Source organism: Bacteroides oleiciplenus YIT 12058 (assembly GCF_000315485.1).
GTDB classification, from domain to species: Bacteria; Bacteroidota; Bacteroidia; order Bacteroidales; family Bacteroidaceae; genus Bacteroides; species Bacteroides oleiciplenus.
Map to the genome: position 1 here is coordinate 314,712 of NZ_JH992943.1, position 17,993 is coordinate 332,704.

The 17,993-nt window shown below is 42.9% G+C and carries 7 protein-coding genes; 6 read left to right on the forward strand and 1 reads right to left on the reverse strand.

All coding sequences use genetic code 11. From position 1 onward, the window contains the following. Positions 1-157: 157 nt before the first annotated feature. Complete coding sequence (locus HMPREF9447_RS17715; protein ID WP_009131136.1) at positions 158-4,420, forward strand: hybrid sensor histidine kinase/response regulator transcription factor; 4,263 nt, start codon at positions 158-160, stop codon at positions 4,418-4,420. Positions 4,421-4,793: 373 nt separating this feature from the next. Continuing rightward, positions 4,794-7,085, forward strand: a complete 2,292-nt coding sequence (locus HMPREF9447_RS17720; RefSeq protein ID WP_009131137.1) for an ABC transporter permease — start codon at positions 4,794-4,796, stop codon at positions 7,083-7,085. 174 nt (positions 7,086-7,259) lie between these two features. Here the strand turns inward: HMPREF9447_RS17720 and HMPREF9447_RS29150 are convergent, their stop codons facing one another. Further along, entirely contained in the window at positions 7,260-7,538 is a 279-nt protein-coding gene (locus tag HMPREF9447_RS29150; RefSeq protein ID WP_244267642.1) for a hypothetical protein, read from the reverse strand. A gap of 476 nt (positions 7,539-8,014) precedes the next feature. Between HMPREF9447_RS29150 and HMPREF9447_RS17730 the strand changes: the two genes are divergently transcribed. The 4 genes from HMPREF9447_RS17730 to HMPREF9447_RS17745 all read left to right on the forward strand — a co-directional run bounded on the left by HMPREF9447_RS17730 (position 8,015) and on the right by HMPREF9447_RS17745 (position 17,992). Next, complete coding sequence (locus HMPREF9447_RS17730; RefSeq protein ID WP_009131138.1) at positions 8,015-9,862, forward strand: LamG-like jellyroll fold domain-containing protein; 1,848 nt, start codon at positions 8,015-8,017, stop codon at positions 9,860-9,862. 73 nt (positions 9,863-9,935) lie between these two features. Next, complete coding sequence (locus tag HMPREF9447_RS17735) at positions 9,936-13,001, forward strand: SusC/RagA family TonB-linked outer membrane protein (protein ID WP_044138434.1); 3,066 nt, start codon at positions 9,936-9,938, stop codon at positions 12,999-13,001. Between the two features lie 5 nt (positions 13,002-13,006). Next, positions 13,007-14,761, forward strand: a complete 1,755-nt coding sequence (locus HMPREF9447_RS17740) for a RagB/SusD family nutrient uptake outer membrane protein (RefSeq protein ID WP_009131140.1) — start codon at positions 13,007-13,009, stop codon at positions 14,759-14,761. 21 nt (positions 14,762-14,782) lie between these two features. Then, positions 14,783-17,992, forward strand: coding sequence for a SusC/RagA family TonB-linked outer membrane protein (locus HMPREF9447_RS17745; RefSeq protein WP_009131141.1), 3,210 nt, complete (start codon positions 14,783-14,785; stop codon positions 17,990-17,992). Position 17,993 lies beyond the last annotated feature (1 nt).

Sequence of the window (17,993 nt, forward strand, 5' to 3'; positions counted from 1 at the left end):
AATAATTTCTGCTGCAAAAATACGCCCCGCCAGATGTTGGCAGGTGGACAAACGGATATTTAAGGTGGACAATCAACCAATTCAATTCAAAAAATACTATCTCTACTTTAAAACTTCCAGATAATCTTCTAACTTTGCTTTAATAATACGAAACAAGATGAAAAACCACTCCTTTATATACCTTATTATATATAGTTGTTTTATTATGTCTGCATCCTTACAGGCACAAGAGCATTTCGCAGACCAGTATAATGTCTCTTACATCACCATGGACGATGGGCTACCCCACAATTTCATTGATGATATTTATAAAGATACCCGTGGTTTTCTCTGGATATCCACTGCCGGAGGCGGACTCTCCCGCTATGATGGCTATGAATTTATAAATTTCAATCCCAATACTCCTCACTGCAAACTTAAAAGCAATTTTATACGCAATGTATATGAAGATAATTTTCAGCGTCTTTGGATTGTGTCCGAAGGAGGTACGGATATTATCGACTTGACCACCCTACAATCTATCATACCTAATGACCCCAAGGAATTTCTACCCCGATTAATAAACCAACCCGCCTATACCATCATTCTCGATTCACAGGGTTGCATCTGGTTGCAATGCAGCAATGCCCTCCACCGGATAACCTTCAGTGCGGAGGGTGACATAGAGACACTATCTACTTTAGATTTGCCCGAACTGCATGAGCCGGACCTCATATTAAAAGATATCGACGAAGACGGCAGAATATGGACTGGAATTAATGGTACCATCTACAAAATCAATCCGGCAGCACAAGATAAATTAGAGAAAAGTCCTATTTCAGAACAACTGACCTTTTGGCCTGAGCTCTATTTTAAAGATATGCTGGCCAAAGAAAATGAAGTATGGATAGCTACACACGTAGGGTTGTTTCGCTACAACAAAAATAACAATACAAGAAAACTATATGAGAATGTTCAGGATGATCCTCATTCGTTATCGCAAAATTATCTGACCAGTCTCGCTATTACCGATAATAAACAGTTGATTGCAGGAACTTTACGTGGGGCCAACATTTACAATCCCATCACCGATAACTTCGAACGACTTACTCATAATTCAAATGGCAACAAGCAATTAAACAGTAACTTTATTAATTGTATAAAAGTAGACGGACAGCACATCTGGTTCGGCACTGAAAGTGGTGGAATCAATCAATTGACTCCGAAGCGCTTGGCGATACACAATTATCAACATGATAAAGAAAATCCCTCAAGCTTGTCAGATAACCCGGTAAATGTTATTTATGAAGACAAGGAAAGCAATTTGTGGGTAGGTACAGTAGAAGGAGGACTGAATCTGAAAAAACAAGGAACTGAACATTTTCTCCACTATAAATGGGAACGTGGTGAAATAAGCCATAACTCAGTTAGCAGTCTTGTCAATGACAATCAAGGCCGATTGTGGGTAGGCACTTGGGGCGGCGGAATCAATATAGTGAATCCTAAAGCACCCAATCGTCCCCTTCAAGTGATATATACACACCCGGAAACAGGATTTCCATTATTCTTCATAGCAGTACTTGTTTATGATCCTATCAATAATGGGATGTGGGTAGGTGCCAATAGAGGGCTCTTTTTCTATGATATGGCAACTCAAAAGTTCATTTCTCCTTTTGCTAATCGTATGGCAGAAAATATCCGTGGTTGCCTCGGCGCCATTATTGATAAAGAAAATAAGCTATGGGTAGGTTCTACAGAAGGTGCTTACATCATAGATCTTAATTCCCGGTCTCCCCAGTCAAAGGAAGGAGAATTCCAGTATCGTCATTTAAACTATAAACTGAATAATCCCCAATCGGGACTAATAGAGAAAATCAGTTGTTTTTGCGAAGCTAAAGACGGGACATTATGGTTGGGCAGTAACGGATATGGCATATACAAACGGATGACTGATGAGCAAGGCAAAGAAAGATTCATTTCTTATAATACAGACCAAGGTTTAATCAACAATAATGTACGAAGCCTGGAAGAAGATGTCAATGGAAATATCTGGATAGGAACCAATAACGGACTTTCCTGCTTTCATCCGAGCGAGAACCGTTTTACCAATTACACTAAACAAGATGGCTTGCCAGATGCACAATTCTATTGGAATGCCTCATGTCGTTCTTCGGACGGTACACTTTATTTCGGCAGCGTAGCAGGACTGACAGCCATCGAAAGCAATTTACCGGTTGTTACTGTTCAATCTGCCAACATACGCTTCACACGATTGAGAATCGGAAATGAGAATATTCTGCCCGGCAATAAGTATCTACCCAAAGACATTGCCGTTATTCAGGAAATAAAACTGCATGAAAAAGAGAAGTCTTTCTCTCTGGAATTCTCTGCCTTGAATTTTGAGCCCGATAATACAGCCACTTATAGCTACCGGCTACTTGGTTTTGAGGACAAATGGGTACAAGCACCCGGAAACAGACGGTTTGCGAGCTATACTAACTTGCGCCCGGGCACCTATACCCTGCAAGTGAAATATACACCTGATGGAGGAGACGGGGCTGAGAATATGACAGAGCTAAAGGTCACCATCCTACCTTACTTTTATAAAACAACCTGGTTCATATTGCTACTTGTAGGCTTGGCACTACTTGTTACATGGCAAATTTACCAATGGCGCATACGAAACTTCAAACGGCAACGGGAGTTATTACATCGCACCGTGGAAGAGCGCACCTACCAACTGGAGCAACAAAAACTATTATTAGAAAACCAGACAGAAGCACTCTCCCGGCAGAACAGGATGCTGACACAGCAAAACGAGAAAATCACCCGGCAAAAAGCTCAATTGAGCCGTATGGCACACAAAGTGCAAGAACTGACGTTAGATAAGATAGCTTTCTTTACCAACATAACGCATGAATTCCGGACGCCGATAACTTTAATTATCGGTCCTATCGAACGTGCACTAAAGTTGAGTTATAATCCACAAGTAATAGAACAATTAAACTTCGTGGAACGTAACTCCAAATATCTGCTATCCCTTGTCAACCAACTGATGGATTTCCGAAAAGTGGAATCCGGTAAACTGAATATCGTTAAGGTTAAAGGTGACTTTGTGAGCTTTATACATTCATTGCTTACTCCTTTTGAAGTATTTGCCGGAGAACGGAATATTGCAATAAAACACTATTTCCACATGAAAAATTCCGAGATATTCTTTGATGAGGAAGCTATGCACAAGGTTATCACCAACCTACTAAGCAATGCCATCAAATTCACACCGAATGGCGGAAGCATATCCATATACATAGCCACTCTTCCGGCTAAAAACGATAAAGAAGAAACACTTTATCTCTGTGTCAGCGACACCGGGACAGGTATTCCGGAACAAGACGCTGCACAAATATTCAGCCGTTTCTATCAATCTAAAAAGCAAACGAAATACCCTGTATACGGTCAAACAGGTACAGGAATCGGATTATACCTTTGCAAACGCATCGTGAAGATGCACGATGGAGAAATCTGTGTGCACAATAACCACACTGCCGGTAGCTCTTTCCGCATCCTACTTCCACTTCCAAAAGAAGAAAGCATAAACGACCAACTTATCGTTGAAAATAATATACCATCGACAGCAGCAACGACAAAGAACGAATTGCCCAAAGAGCGAGTTGCCCTGACCATTCTTGTAGTGGAAGATAATGCAGACATGAGAGGATATATTCGTTCCATTCTCCGTGATTATTATAATGTACTCGAAGCTACCAATGGTGCAGAAGCCCTTGATGTGCTAAACAACCAACCTGTAGATTTTATCATCAGCGATCTGATGATGCCCATAATGGATGGTATAGAGCTATCGCGTCGGGTCAAAGAAACATTTACCATCTCACATATTCCTTTCCTTATGCTAACTGCTAAAACATCGCCGGAAACCCGACTGGAAAGTTACCGCACGGGGGTAGATGAATATCTATTAAAGCCCTTTGATGAAGCTCTGTTATTAACCCGCATCGAAAACATCCTGAATAATCGCAGACGCTATCAACGGAAGTTCAAGACAGACATGGATGTGGAGATACTTAATATAGAGGAGGAATCCGGAGACAAGAAATTCATCAACCAGGTGATGGAGGTTATAAAAGAACACTATAAAAACCCTTACTTCGAAGTAAGTGATTTCAGTGAGGCCGTTGGAGTCAGCAAAAGCTTGCTGAATAAAAAGCTCCAAAGCCTCATCGGACAATCAGCTGGACAATTTATACGTAACTACAGATTAAATACTGCACGGGAACTACTCCTCAAAAACCGGGAAACAAAACATATGAATATTGCTGAAATAGCGTATGAAGTAGGCTTTAATGATCCGAAATACTTTGCTCGTTGCTTCAGCAAGCAATTCAATATGACACCAAGTGAACTGATGAATAATGAAGAATAGGGACTTCAGTTACTTTTCTTACTTATCTTCATTGATAGTCAATTATGGTTAATAAAAAAGCGTGTAAGAACTCGCCTCACACACATAGTTTCAAATCAATATTTCACCTAATATTATACTCCACTCCTAGTACATTCTAAATACAGTTTCTCTCTTTTGAACACTTTTCCAATAATTGGGTGGTCCAATGTATACTATACAATGTGCGAATATGCACAAAAACAGTGCATATTCGCACATTATATTGACATCTTAAAATTGATATATAACTAATAAACAAGATGTTACAATTTTGGCATAAGATTTGAAAACTAAGTATTAGAAATTCTATAAAAGTCATCAAGAATAAATAACAGATAAGTAAACATAAACTATGATACAACATTATTTTAAGATAGCATTCCGTAATATATGGAAGTACAAAACACAAAATATTATCAGTATCTTTGGTCTGGCGTTAGGCTTCACCTGCTTTGCCCTTGCCACCTTATGGATACATTATGAAATGACGTATGACGATTTCCATGAGGGGACGGATAGAATATATTGGGTTGGTCGAAAAGATATTATAGACATCAATAACATTGCTTCATACGGCCTGCCTTATGCAGTGCACAAGCAATTGAAACTGGATTTTCCAGAAATAGAATCATCATGTGTATTATGGAATTATGAAAAAGTGCAAATAGACAGTACTCAAGTTCCGCATACCCTTGCACGTATCGACTCTTCCTTTATAAAAATGTTTAATGTCAGAATCCAAGAAGGAAGTAGTGTTGATTTTTTATATTCTCCAGATAAAGTTGCAATTACCGAAGAGGTAGCAATGAAACTTTATGGACATACATCCGTAATAGGAAAAAAGATTAATGAACGGCAAACTATTTGTGCAGTTGTTTCTGGATTTGGCAAACATACGAACTTTCCATATGACTTCCTCGGTAATCTTATACAAATGGATGATCCAGCAAGGGAAAACTATACAACTCTTATCCGACTACGTAAAGGGAGCAATGTGGATGCATTCCAAAAAAAATTAGCGAAAACTAAAATAGAAATTGAAAACAACCGTGGTGGAACTTATACTAGCAGAAACTTCTGCATGATACCTATAACGGAATATCATTATAGAACTAAAGATATTCCTGTACAGATTCATTATTTGAAATTATTTGCTGCCATAGGCGGACTCGTCATTTTTTGTTCACTGATTAATTATTTATTCTTATTCGCCTCCCGCCTGCATATACGTACAAGAGAAATCAATCTTAGGAAGGTTTGCGGATCATCTATGAGTCATTTGTATCTGATGCTGACTATAGATTTTTTGCTTATCCTGCTATTTTCCGGTTTATTGGGCATGTTTTTTATAGAACTTTTCTCTGAATCCTTTAAAAAGTATTCGTTGGTAGAAGGAAATATTTACACTGAAGCTTCGCTGTACTTTGTAATCATGAGCATTCTGGCTCTTTGTATGGTATCTCCTATTATTTTAAAGCATAAAAACACTATTAAAGGAAATCGACATTTATTCCGCAAATTCGCTCTTATACTTCAATTTAGCATCGGTATGCTTTTCATTTTTAGCATAACTGTGCTTATTAAACAGACTCATTTTCTACGAAATACAGATGTTGGTATCGAAAGAAAAGGTATTGCAACCATAACTTGTTGGAATACATCAGAAGGAGAATTAGCACAAGTTAATCATGAAATAAAAAAAATGCCCTTTGTAAATGAAACTTTGCTTAATGCCTGTAGCCTCATACCTTATAAAGGAAGTGTTGCAGGGGTCTTCTCCTATTGGGATGATAAGAAAGAAGAAGATGCTCCTGTTGCATTTAGCATTATGTATCACACACTGGGGCTGGTACGTTTTTATGGAATAAAACTAAAGGAAGGAGAGATGCTGAATGAGGATGATACGGATAGAATACTGATTAACGAAACAGCAGTTAAGAAACTCGGAGTACAACATCCGTTAGGCATGAAGATAGGAATGTATACAGTTATTGGTGTCGTAAAAGACTTTCATAATACTGCTCCTACTGTACCTATACCTCCAATGATGTTTCTTCAGAATGTTCACTCCGGCGACACCAGAGGCCCTTGGTGTTGTGAAACTGACATTATAGTTAAATACAAAGTCGGTCAATGGAAAGAACTTAAACAAAATGTTGATTCCATTATGGAACTCCAATTACCGGGCAAACATTATATCCTGCGCGATGCAGAGAAAGAGTATGAAAAAGAGATACAATCGGAAAACTCGCTCATAAAGGTATTGGCCGTCATGTCTACGGTTTGTATTCTAATATCCGCTTTCGGTATATTTTCCTTTGTAACCCTCAGCTGCGAACAACGTCGCAAAGAAATTGCCATTCGTAAGGTGAATGGAGCCACAATGAAAAATATACTTTACATGTTTGCAAAAGAATATTCGATTTTATTAGTCGTTGCCTCTGTTTTTGCCTTTCCTTTGGGATACGTATTGATGAAGCGTTGGTTAGAGGATTACGTAGAACAAACCAATATAAGCGCATGGATATATTGCGTGATATTCATTGGCACCGCATTTATTATAACTCTCTGCATAGGCTGGCGTGTATGGCTGACTGCACGGCAAAACCCGGCAGAAGTAATTAAGAGTGATAGAACTATATAACCAGCATAACCTTTCGCCCAAATATAGCGCAGCCCCTTGTCAGCTCATCTTTTAATGAAAAATCGCTCATATCGCATTGTATTAAATGAAATGAGAAATAAGACTATATATTAATAGCATAAAGATTATGATAAATAAACCTTGCCAAAGTCTTATCTTTGCTGTCTTTCTCTTTCATACTTTACATACGAAATAATTCCCCATACTCATCACCTGAACTTTTTCATCAACGCATATACGACACATACGAATCTTGTAATCGCCATCTGACACAGGTTCCAAAATCCTATCATATTCCCAAAGAGATAACTTACCTTTAGCCGATATTGGTTCAGGGAATAAGATAGGATTAGCCAATACCCCATTATACACACCTTTATCCGCCCAAACAGATGCATGGTTCTGTACACAGTCTACAATCTCCACACTACCGATGATGGAACCAAAAGGCAAATCGTCAAAGTCAGTGCTATAAAGTACGGAGTGAGCCTGATTGAGTATTGTTTAAAATCCATCCTCTACGCTTGTCTGCTCCGGCATGAATTAGCACCCTCCGCCCAATATACTTATTAGAACACGCCCATGTCCGGTTCTCAATATTTTTGATACCGTGAACTGTCTAAGAAGCCCACGGTTGTTTTATTGTTATTGCTTTCATTTCTGCACAGATTTGAGTTAAATGATGATTCACTGAGTATCTTCATTTCTTATCAGTTTTGAATTAATTCCGCCCTAACAAAGTATCTTAATAGATCTCATATAAGTCAATGATCAGAATAATTGTAGTTTCTACACTTATATGCTCATTTGTCCACCTCTAATATTCGTTTGTCCACCTCTAAAAGCATGTATGAGCGTACTTTTGCATCACTACTCTACATCTCAGGTAAAGTAGAATAACTAATTGTTAAACCAATAATATCTGTATTATGAAGACAAGAAAGTGGCCGACACTCATGCTGACGGCATTTACAGTCCTTTCATTTTGGGCCTGCGAGGATTGGGGGCAAATGGATCCTCCGGCAGGAAATCAGAAGACTCCCAAATTAGAGCAAGTTGTAAAGATTACTTTTGAGGATAAAGAATTCGATCCTCAAAGCCTCAACTATTATGCCTACGAAGGCGGAGACATAGCTGAGATTGAAGACGACGATGTACATGGCAAAGTACTTCACCTACCTGACGGTTATGCCCGTATGTTCAATCCACTGAACAGAGTCGAAGTACAGAATGGCGTATCACTGACGTTCTGGGTGAAGCAGGCACTCCGCATCGACGAAGAAACGGAAGAAGAATTGGAGTCGGACTTAACAGGTGCCCTCTTCTCTTTCCAAAACAGCAACGGCACACAGCGCATGTTCCTCACCGCCAACGGCTGGCTGAAGTATGAAGGTGTGGACGGCGAATACGAGGTCAACAACCCCGAAACAAACAAAGTATCTCAAAATCCATTACTGCTACCCGCCGGAGAATGGCACTATATGGCCATTACCGTCCGCAATGACGGCTACAGCATCTATGTGGACGGCAAACAGCGTATCGACAAGACCGTACAGAAATCAGATTTTGACTTCGGAAAGATTGTACAGTTCATGGCTGGTACACCTTATGTATATATAGGTAATGGTTCAGACTCTCCTACACAAGAGATGTGGATAGACGATATCGCAATTTACCGCAATCAAATTACCGACAGCCAATGCCAGGTGCCGAACATAGACGGCGAAGGTGCATTCGAATATCTTGTTGGCGACCCCATTATCACTGTAGGTGCAGAAGACAACTCAGCAGCTTGGTGGACAGCATTCTCCAATTATTTCAGAATGCCCGTCAACGGCAGCATGAAGTTCGAGTTCACCAACCACACCAGCGGCGCTAAAAACTGGAACAACTGGTGTTTTGCCCTCTGTACCGATGACGAACGAGGCGGAAGTGACTATGCCGAATACTTCGTTATCCGTTCCGACCTTTACGGATGGGGTGACAGTTATGCCTCGGGCACATGGACCAGCGAGGGCTATGATAACTTGGATACTTTCCGTGCCGACATGGAAGGTGCAAAAGTGACTGTGACCGTCCAACGCAACGGAGCAACGGTAGCTGTAGAGGCAGTGGCCAAAGCCATCAACGGCAACGTGTACAAAGAAGCTTTCACCACCACTTGCGGTGACGGCACACAAGTAGTCCGAGCCTTCTTTATAATGGATGGTTCACATATCGTATTCGACGCTGAAAAAACCACAGCATTGACCACAGTACCAGTGGCAAAGACTACTATCGGTGCTGAAGACTGTTCGGCTGCTTGGTGGACAGAATTTTCAGACTATTTCCAAATCCCCGTCGGACAGAATCTGCATCTTGAATTCGAGAATCACACCAGTGGCGTTGGCAACTGGAACAACTGGAATCTCTGCCTCTGCACCGATGCCGAACGGGGTGGAAGTGACTATGCCGAATACTTCGTCATCCGTTCCGACCTTTACGGATGGGGTGACAGCTATGCCTCGGGCACATGGACCAGCGAGGGATACGGTGACTGGGACACTTTCCGTGCCGACATGGAAGGCGCCAAAGTCGTTATCGACATCCTGCGTAGCGGCGCTACGGTGACAACCACTGCAGTAGCTACCGGCAAGAATGGCAACGTGTATAAAGAAACCTTTGTGACAGACTGCGGTGACGGAAGCCAGACGATACGGGCATTCCTTATTGTAGATGGAGCTCATCTTAAGATGGATAATTCAAATTGTTATCTGTACACTCCGTTATTCAAGTAATAACTTCTATAAACAAAAATATATTATGGACAACAAAACAATCACAATATCAGCAGCCCCGCGCTTGGCGGGTATGCTGCTGGCATTAGCCTTCCTGCTGACCGGACAAATGCTCTTTGCACAATCCAAGCAAGTGACAGGTGTAGTGAAAGATGTCACCGGTGAAACTGTTATCGGCGCCAGTGTAGTAGAAAAAGGAACTTCTAATGGTACAATTACAGATTTTGACGGTAACTTTAAACTGACAGTAAGCGACAAAGCCGTGTTGCAAATTTCATTCGTAGGCTATACTACGCAAGAACTTCCTGTAGCAGGCAAAACCTCTTTCAACATCACTCTTAAAGAAGACTCTGAAATGCTGGACGAAGTCGTAGTAGTAGGTTATGGCGCACAGAAAAAAGAAAGCGTGGTAGGTGCCATCTCACAGGTATCTTCTAAAGAGTTGCTCCAATCTCCTGCCGCCAACGTATCCCAAGCCATTGCTGGTAAGATTTCAGGTGTTATCACCTCACAGACTTCCGGTGCCCCCGGTTCGGATGATACACAAATCTATATCCGTGGTCGCGCCACATTTGCCGGTGATGCCCAACCACTTGTCTTGGTAGATGGCGTAGAGCGTGAATTCTCGCAGATTGCCCCAGACGATATTGAAACAATCTCAGTATTGAAAGATGCTTCGGCAACGGCTGTTTATGGTGTTCGCGGTGCAAACGGTGTTATGTTGATTACTACCAAACGTGGTAGAGAGCAAAAACCGGAAGTTAGTCTGACCGCCAACTGGCAGATACAAAGCCCGACGCGTACAGATACTTACCTGAATTCTTATCAATCAGTCAGCTTGCTGGAAGAAGCCCTTGCCAATGATGGACTTCCTTCACAGTATTCTGCCAGCGATCTAGAAATGTATCGCAAATCAAGTGCCGGTGAATTGAGCGGTTTGGATGCAATGTTATATCCCAATGTAAACTGGTATGATGAAGTATTGAAAAGTTCTTCTCCTGCACAACGCTATAATGTCAGCGTGCGTGGCGGTACAAAGCGTATGCGCTACTACGCTTCCGGCGAATTATACGACCAGAAAGGTTTGATTAAGAACCTGAGCAACGACAAGTATGGTAATTCTTCAAGCCCCAGCTTCCGCCGTTATGCATTCCGTGCTAATATGGACCTGTTCCTGACGAAAGACTTGACTTTCTCCGTCAACTTTGGTACTCGTTTCGAAGAACGTAAAGGTTCCAATACTACTGAAAGAGCAGATTACAGCCAGATTTTTTATGAAATGAATCATACTCCCGGATGGCTCTTCCCCGTATCTACAGTGGTACAAAACGGTGAAAAGCAGGAAACCATCTATGGTGGTAGCTCACAGTACCAGAATAATATCGTAGCATCCTTGACCAAAGGCGGATATTACAAAGCCACGAATACCATCAACGAAACCAACTTCATCCTTGATTATAAGATGGATTGGCTGACCGAAGGATTGAGCGTAAAAGGTATGGCTTCATTCGACTACGACTCTTATGACAAAACCCTATACGGGGCTAGTTTTGCCACTTATGAATTGAACAACCGTGATGATTTCGGAAATATCGATGCCTACAACCGTTTCAACACCGACGGTGAAATGGCAGGCAGCAAAGATTCTTATACCATCTACAAACTCTATATGGAAGCTCAAATCAACTATGCCCGCAAGTTCGGCAGGCACGATGTTACAGCCATGGTACTTTATAACCAGAACGACTATCGTTACAGAGCTGATTTGGCAAAACGTTACCAAGGTTTGGTAGGTCGCGCCACTTATGGTTATGACGATCGTTACTTAGCCGAAATCAACTTCGGTTACAATGGTTCGGAGAACTTCATGAAAGGTAAACGTTTCGGTTTCTTCCCCGCCTTCTCTGTAGGTTGGCGCATCAGCAACGAATCTTTCATGGAAAGCACCAAAGATTGGTTAAACAACCTGAAGATTCGTGCTTCTTACGGAGAAGTGGGTAATGATGTATATAAGGTGAACGGTGTGGACCAACGCTTCCTCTATGAAGAGAAATGGAGCCAGATCAGCAACGACTATATATTCGGTACCAGCGGCCAGTCAGGAATCTACGAAACACAGTATCCCAACTACGCTGTAACTTGGGAGCGCGCCCGTAAGTATAACTTCGGTCTGGAATTCGGATTGTGGAACGGACTGTTGAATGGTAACATCGACCTTTTCCACGAAACGCGTAACGACATCCTGACCAACTACCTGACACGTCCGGAGTGGGTAGGTGTAACGATGGCAGCCGGCAATTTGGGTAAAACTGTAAACAGTGGTTTTGAAATCGAGTTGAAACATAACAACCGTATCGGCAAAGATTTCTCATACAATGTTGGCCTGACATTCTCTCATGCCAAGAATGAAATTAAGAACATGGATGAACCGGCACTGAAAACAGATTACCGCAAACGCGAAGGTCATCCTATTGGTCAATATTACGGACTGGTATGCGACGGTTTCGTAACTGCTGCCGACCTAGCCGATCCTAATTTTCCGACATCTACCTTTGGCAATGTACAGGTAGGTGACTTAAAATACCGCGATATGAACAAGGATGGTTTTATTGACGAACGGGACGAAACATTCATTGGTTATAGCGATGTACCTGAAAACACATATGCACTCACCTTGGGATGCAACTACAAAGGCATCGGGTTCAGTGTAATGTTCCAGGGTGTAGACCACGTGAGCCGTTATTATGACGCAGAAGCTATGTACGCTTTCGTCAGCGGTGGTAAAGTGAAAGAGCATCATATGGATCGTTGGAATCCCGCTAAATCGGAATCCGAGAATCTGGTAAGTGCCAAATACCCATTGCTGCACTACGATAGTTACGGTGACCATAATCAGCGTCAGAATTCCTTCTTCCTGAAAAATGGTGCTTTCATGCGTCTAAAGAATATCGAACTGAGCTATACGTTGCCCACCGAATGGGTGAAAAAAGTGGGTATGAGCGACTGCCGCCTTTACGTAAACGGTAATAACCTCATCACTTGGGATCATCTGGATGACCTGTGTGACCCGGAAAGCAACGGCTCCAACCGCTATCCGATTATGAAGACTGTGAACTTTGGTGTAAACATTAAATTCTGATAAAAATGAAGAAGACATTATTATATAGCATTTTTGCCCTGAGCATTGCCTCTGCCACGCTTACTTCCTGCGAAGATATGTTTGGAGGCTTCCTCGACAAGCAGCCTAGTAATGAGTTGACGGGCGAAGAAGTGTTCGGCGACTGGAACTTAATGACACAGTTCCATTATGACACTTACAACTTTTTGCGTCACGGTGCCTGCCGCATCAACAATTCTTGGTTGGATGCTGCTACAGATTTGGCAGAAACCAGTTATGCAACTGGTGGTGTGCGTACCACATTCAATATAGGCAACTATTACGGTAGCGGCGGTTCAGCCGAACTAAGCGCCACTTGGGAACACTACTACCGCGGTATCCGTAAATGTAACATGATAATTACACGTATAGAAGATGTGCCCAAAAATCCAGATTTGACAGAAGATAAACATCTTGAGTATAAAACCAACTACATCTCCGAAGCTCGTTTCCTCCGCGCTTGGTTCTATTGGGAACTCTTCCTGCGTTACGGTCCTATTCCTATCGTAACAGAAGTACTCGACCCTAATGGTGATTTATTGAGTGACTATAAGATTCGCCCCACTATAAAAGAATACGTGGTAGACTTTATCCTGAAAGAACTGAGTGAATGTGAAAACGGTTTGATGAATTATGCAGATGCTTCCGCTCAAAATCTCGCCGGACGTATCGGTCAACCCATGGCACGCGCACTTTATAGCCGCATCATGCTTTACATGGCAAGTCCGCGCTACAGTAGTGAATCAGGCGTTACCTGGCAACAAGCTGCCGATGCCGCAAAAGGATTCATCGACACCTATGGCAGCAATTATGCACTGATGCAAGGTACCGATTCAAAAACGGCATTAACCAATGCTTGGTTGCTGACTCCATATACAGAATCCAATAAAGAAATGATCTTCTATCGCAATGACGGAACTATTTCATGGAGTGGTATTTCAAATGACACTCCGGTAGGTGAAGGTGGCAATGGTGGCCTCTGCCCATCACAAAATCTGGTAGATATGTACGACATGATTGACGGAAGTTCACCTTTCCAGGAATATGACCAAACAGGGGCTCCGGTTTACAATGGAGTTACTCCGGCCATCAATGCGTCAAGTGGATATAGCGACGCCAACATGTGGGCTAACCGCGATGGACGTCTGGCAGCATCCATCCTTTACAATGGCATATCTTGGGGCGGAGGTGTAATCAACGTAGTCAGAGGGCAACGCGATAATCCGGTAGGTAATGCCAATGCAACCCCAACCGGCTACTATGTACGCAAATACATTCCGGAAACTATTCTGAGTGCAAACCACAGCGGTAACTCGCGCCGCCTCTGGACTATCATCCGCTATGCGGAAATCTTGCTGAATTACGCCGAAGCCGTGAACGAAGTGCAAGGTCCCTGTCAGGAAGTATACGACCAACTCGACCTGATTCGCCATCGCGCAGGCATCACTGGCAATGTTGCTGACCGTACAGATCTGAACACCAAGGAAAAGATGCGTAATTTCATCCGCAAAGAACGCACCATAGAATTGGCATTCGAAGAGCATCGCGCATGGGATGTACGTCGCTGGAACGTAGCAGAAGAAGCACTGGGACGCGATATCATCGGTATTGATGTAGCTACCAACGGTACCATCACCCGCAAAGTAGCCCAAAAACGCGTATTCCAAAAGAAGATGTATCTCTATCCTATCCCTGAAGGGGAATACTGGAAGACAGGAATTGAAAACAATCCGGAATGGTAATCCTTAAATCAAATATTGAATATGTATAATTTGAATCATATCATAAGAAAATTAACAGGAGCAGGCAAAGCCTTGCTACTGGGAATCCTACTCTTTGCGACCGGCACAGTCTGGGCACAGACCACACAAACATTGAAAGGTCGCATTGTGGACACCGAAGGCAACCCGGTTGCCGGAGCCGTAATAAACGTCGCAGAAGAAAGCCGCATCGTCCTCTCCGACGAAAATGGTTACTTCAGTCTGAAAAACGTAAAAGCGTCTGACGAAATCTGTATCAGCAGTGTGGGATACAAAAAAACACAAATACCGGTTGATTTCAATGAAGGCTTCAAAATTGAGTTGGAATCAGATCTCGATGAATATCTCCATACTACTCCTATAGCATTCGGACGTAAAGCCAAGAAGTTGGTTACCGAATCAACCTCTGTAGTAACCGGCGAAGAATTACAAAAGCACCCTATCACTGTACTTCAGAATGCTTTCACCTCTACCGTTACCGGTATGGAAACTTACGAATGGTCCAGTGAGCCAGGTTGGACGGAAACAGCCATGTATATCCGCGGTATCCGCACCATGAATACCGGAGCACGCGCCCCGCTGGTTATTGTGGACAATGTGGAACGTGACCTTTCTTTCCTCGACGCATTCCCCATCGAAAATATCACCATCCTGAAAGATGCTGCCGCTACTGCCATTTATGGTATGCGTGGTGCCAATGGCGCCATCTTGGTAACTACCAAACGCGGTAGCGCCGGAAAGACAAACATCGACTTCACACAGGAAGTGGGTTTCCAGATGTTAAGTAACAAAATGGAAAACCAGAATTCTTACAACATGGCCCTGACACGTAACCGGGTAAAATATCTGGACGGACAAGATCCTATGTACACTGATGAACAAATTGAGATGTACCGCCGTGTATCCAATGGAGAAGAACTGGAAGGCATCGACAAGTATAGATACTTCAATACCAGTTGGGCCGACGAACTCTATCGTGAAACGGCTCCGATGTATAAGACCAACCTGCAAATCAGTGGTGGTAACGAACGTGCCCGTTACTATGTTTCATTCTCTTATCTGCGTCAGGAAGGTATGTGGAATGACAAATGGACCAACTATAACAAAAATTACAATACCGGACATACCCTGAACCGCTGGAACTTGCGTTCGAATATCGATATCGACGTAACCAAGTACCTTAATGTATCCCTCGACTTGGGTGGCCGTATCGATAACATTACCCAGCCCACGGAAGGTGTGTTCAATTTAACTACATTTGGAGTTGTCGAAGCTAACCCTATGGAACCGGTATATACACCGAATGGACAGATTTATGCTTCCAGTACTGCCAACAACGCCGGCCGTTATTTGGCTGCTTCCGGTCAGGAAAAGAACCGCCGCCGTAACCTGTACTCCACAGTAAACATCAACGGCGACTTAAGCCCAATACTGAAAGGTTTGAAAGTGAATGCAACCATAAGTTTCGATTCTTACGAAACATTCGAGTCTACTCAACGAAACAGCGTCAACTCATATAACTATGATTATATGAATATGGACGTGACCGATCCGTCGCAATTCAAATATACGCAATACACCACCTATTCTGCATTGAGTGACCCGACGCCCAACCAGCGTGAGTTCTACTACAACCTGAACTTGATGGGTGGCTTAGGTTACAGCAATAAGTTTGGCCAGCACACAGTAGAAGCCCGTGCTTTTGCCCGTGCTTACCGCAACCAGCCTAACACGTATGTATCTTCCAACCGTTATCTTTCGTACAACGGACAGGTGACTTACGACTATGCCAACCGCTATATCTTCTCCGGAAATATCTCACGCATGGGTTGTGATAATTTCAGGGAAGACCAACGTTGGGGAACTTTTTACGGTGTATCTGCAGGTTGGGTAGCTTCTGAAGAGCCTTGGTTGAAAAATAAGAACATTGGTCTTCTGAAACTCCGTGCTTCCTATGGACGCTCGGGACAATCCACTACTGGCGGAGGTCGCTATGCTTACCAGAATACGTATGGTTCTGCTACCGGTTACGGTTTTGGTTATTCAGGTTCATACGTCAACGGATTCGCAGAAACGATGGCAGGAAACGCCAACAACAAATGGGAGATTTCGGACATGCTGAATATCGGATTGGACTTCGACTTCTGGAACAAAAAGCTCTATGGTGCAATCGATGTATTCAAAGAATGGCGTTCCAATATTTTGGTCGACCGTACCAGTGTACCTTCTCTTTTAGGAATTGCCGTAGCAAAAGACTCTTACGGAAAAGCTGAAACAAAAGGTTTTGAAGCAACAATCGGCCATCGTGGCCATATCGGTGACTTCAATTACTACATTGAAGGTATGGTGACCTACAACACCAATAAGATTACTGAAATGGACGAAACAGAGCCTAACGTGGAATGGCAGCGTAAAACGGGTAACCGTATCTACGACTATACCTCCGTAGCCGGCTTGTACGAAAGTTCATTCAACAATGGTGTCGGCGGCTGGAATCGCTACAAATTCATACAGTGGGCCACTGACCCTAACTTGATCGCAACCAGTCAGCAGGATGCTATTGACCATCCTGAAAAATATCCGTATAACGCAGCTTCCAATGGTGCACAGAAACTAGGAACCGCCATATTCAAGGACTTAAACGGTGACCGTCAGATTGACTCCAACGACATGGTACCGGACACTTACACCATTATTCCTGAATTGATTCCGACCATCAACCTCGGTATCGAGTGGAAAGGCTTCGACGCACGCGCCGTGTTTACCGCTTACCTGAACCGTGATGTATTCCTCTCTCCGGCTGTAGCTTGGTCAGGATGGGGTAACCAAGGTACTCATGAAGTAGTTAAAACATGGGGTTACTATACAGACGATCCGCTCGACCCGCGCAACGTGAACGCCACCTACCCGCGTCCTACCTATGGCAGCTACAATGCTATAGACAGTGACCGCGATACGGGAACTTACCAGAATGACATCTGGATTGTAAATGGTAACTTCTTGTCTCTGCGTAACATTGAAGTTGGTTATTCGCTTCCCAAACGATTAATTGCAAAGGCAAACCTGACCAAGTGCCGCCTCTACTTCAGTGGATACAACCTCTGCACCTGGAGCAGCGTACCCGATGGTTGTGACCCGGAAAAGCCGATGAGTTACGTATGGTGGTATCCGAAAACCCGGACATTTACATTCGGTATAAACATTGGTTTCTAAC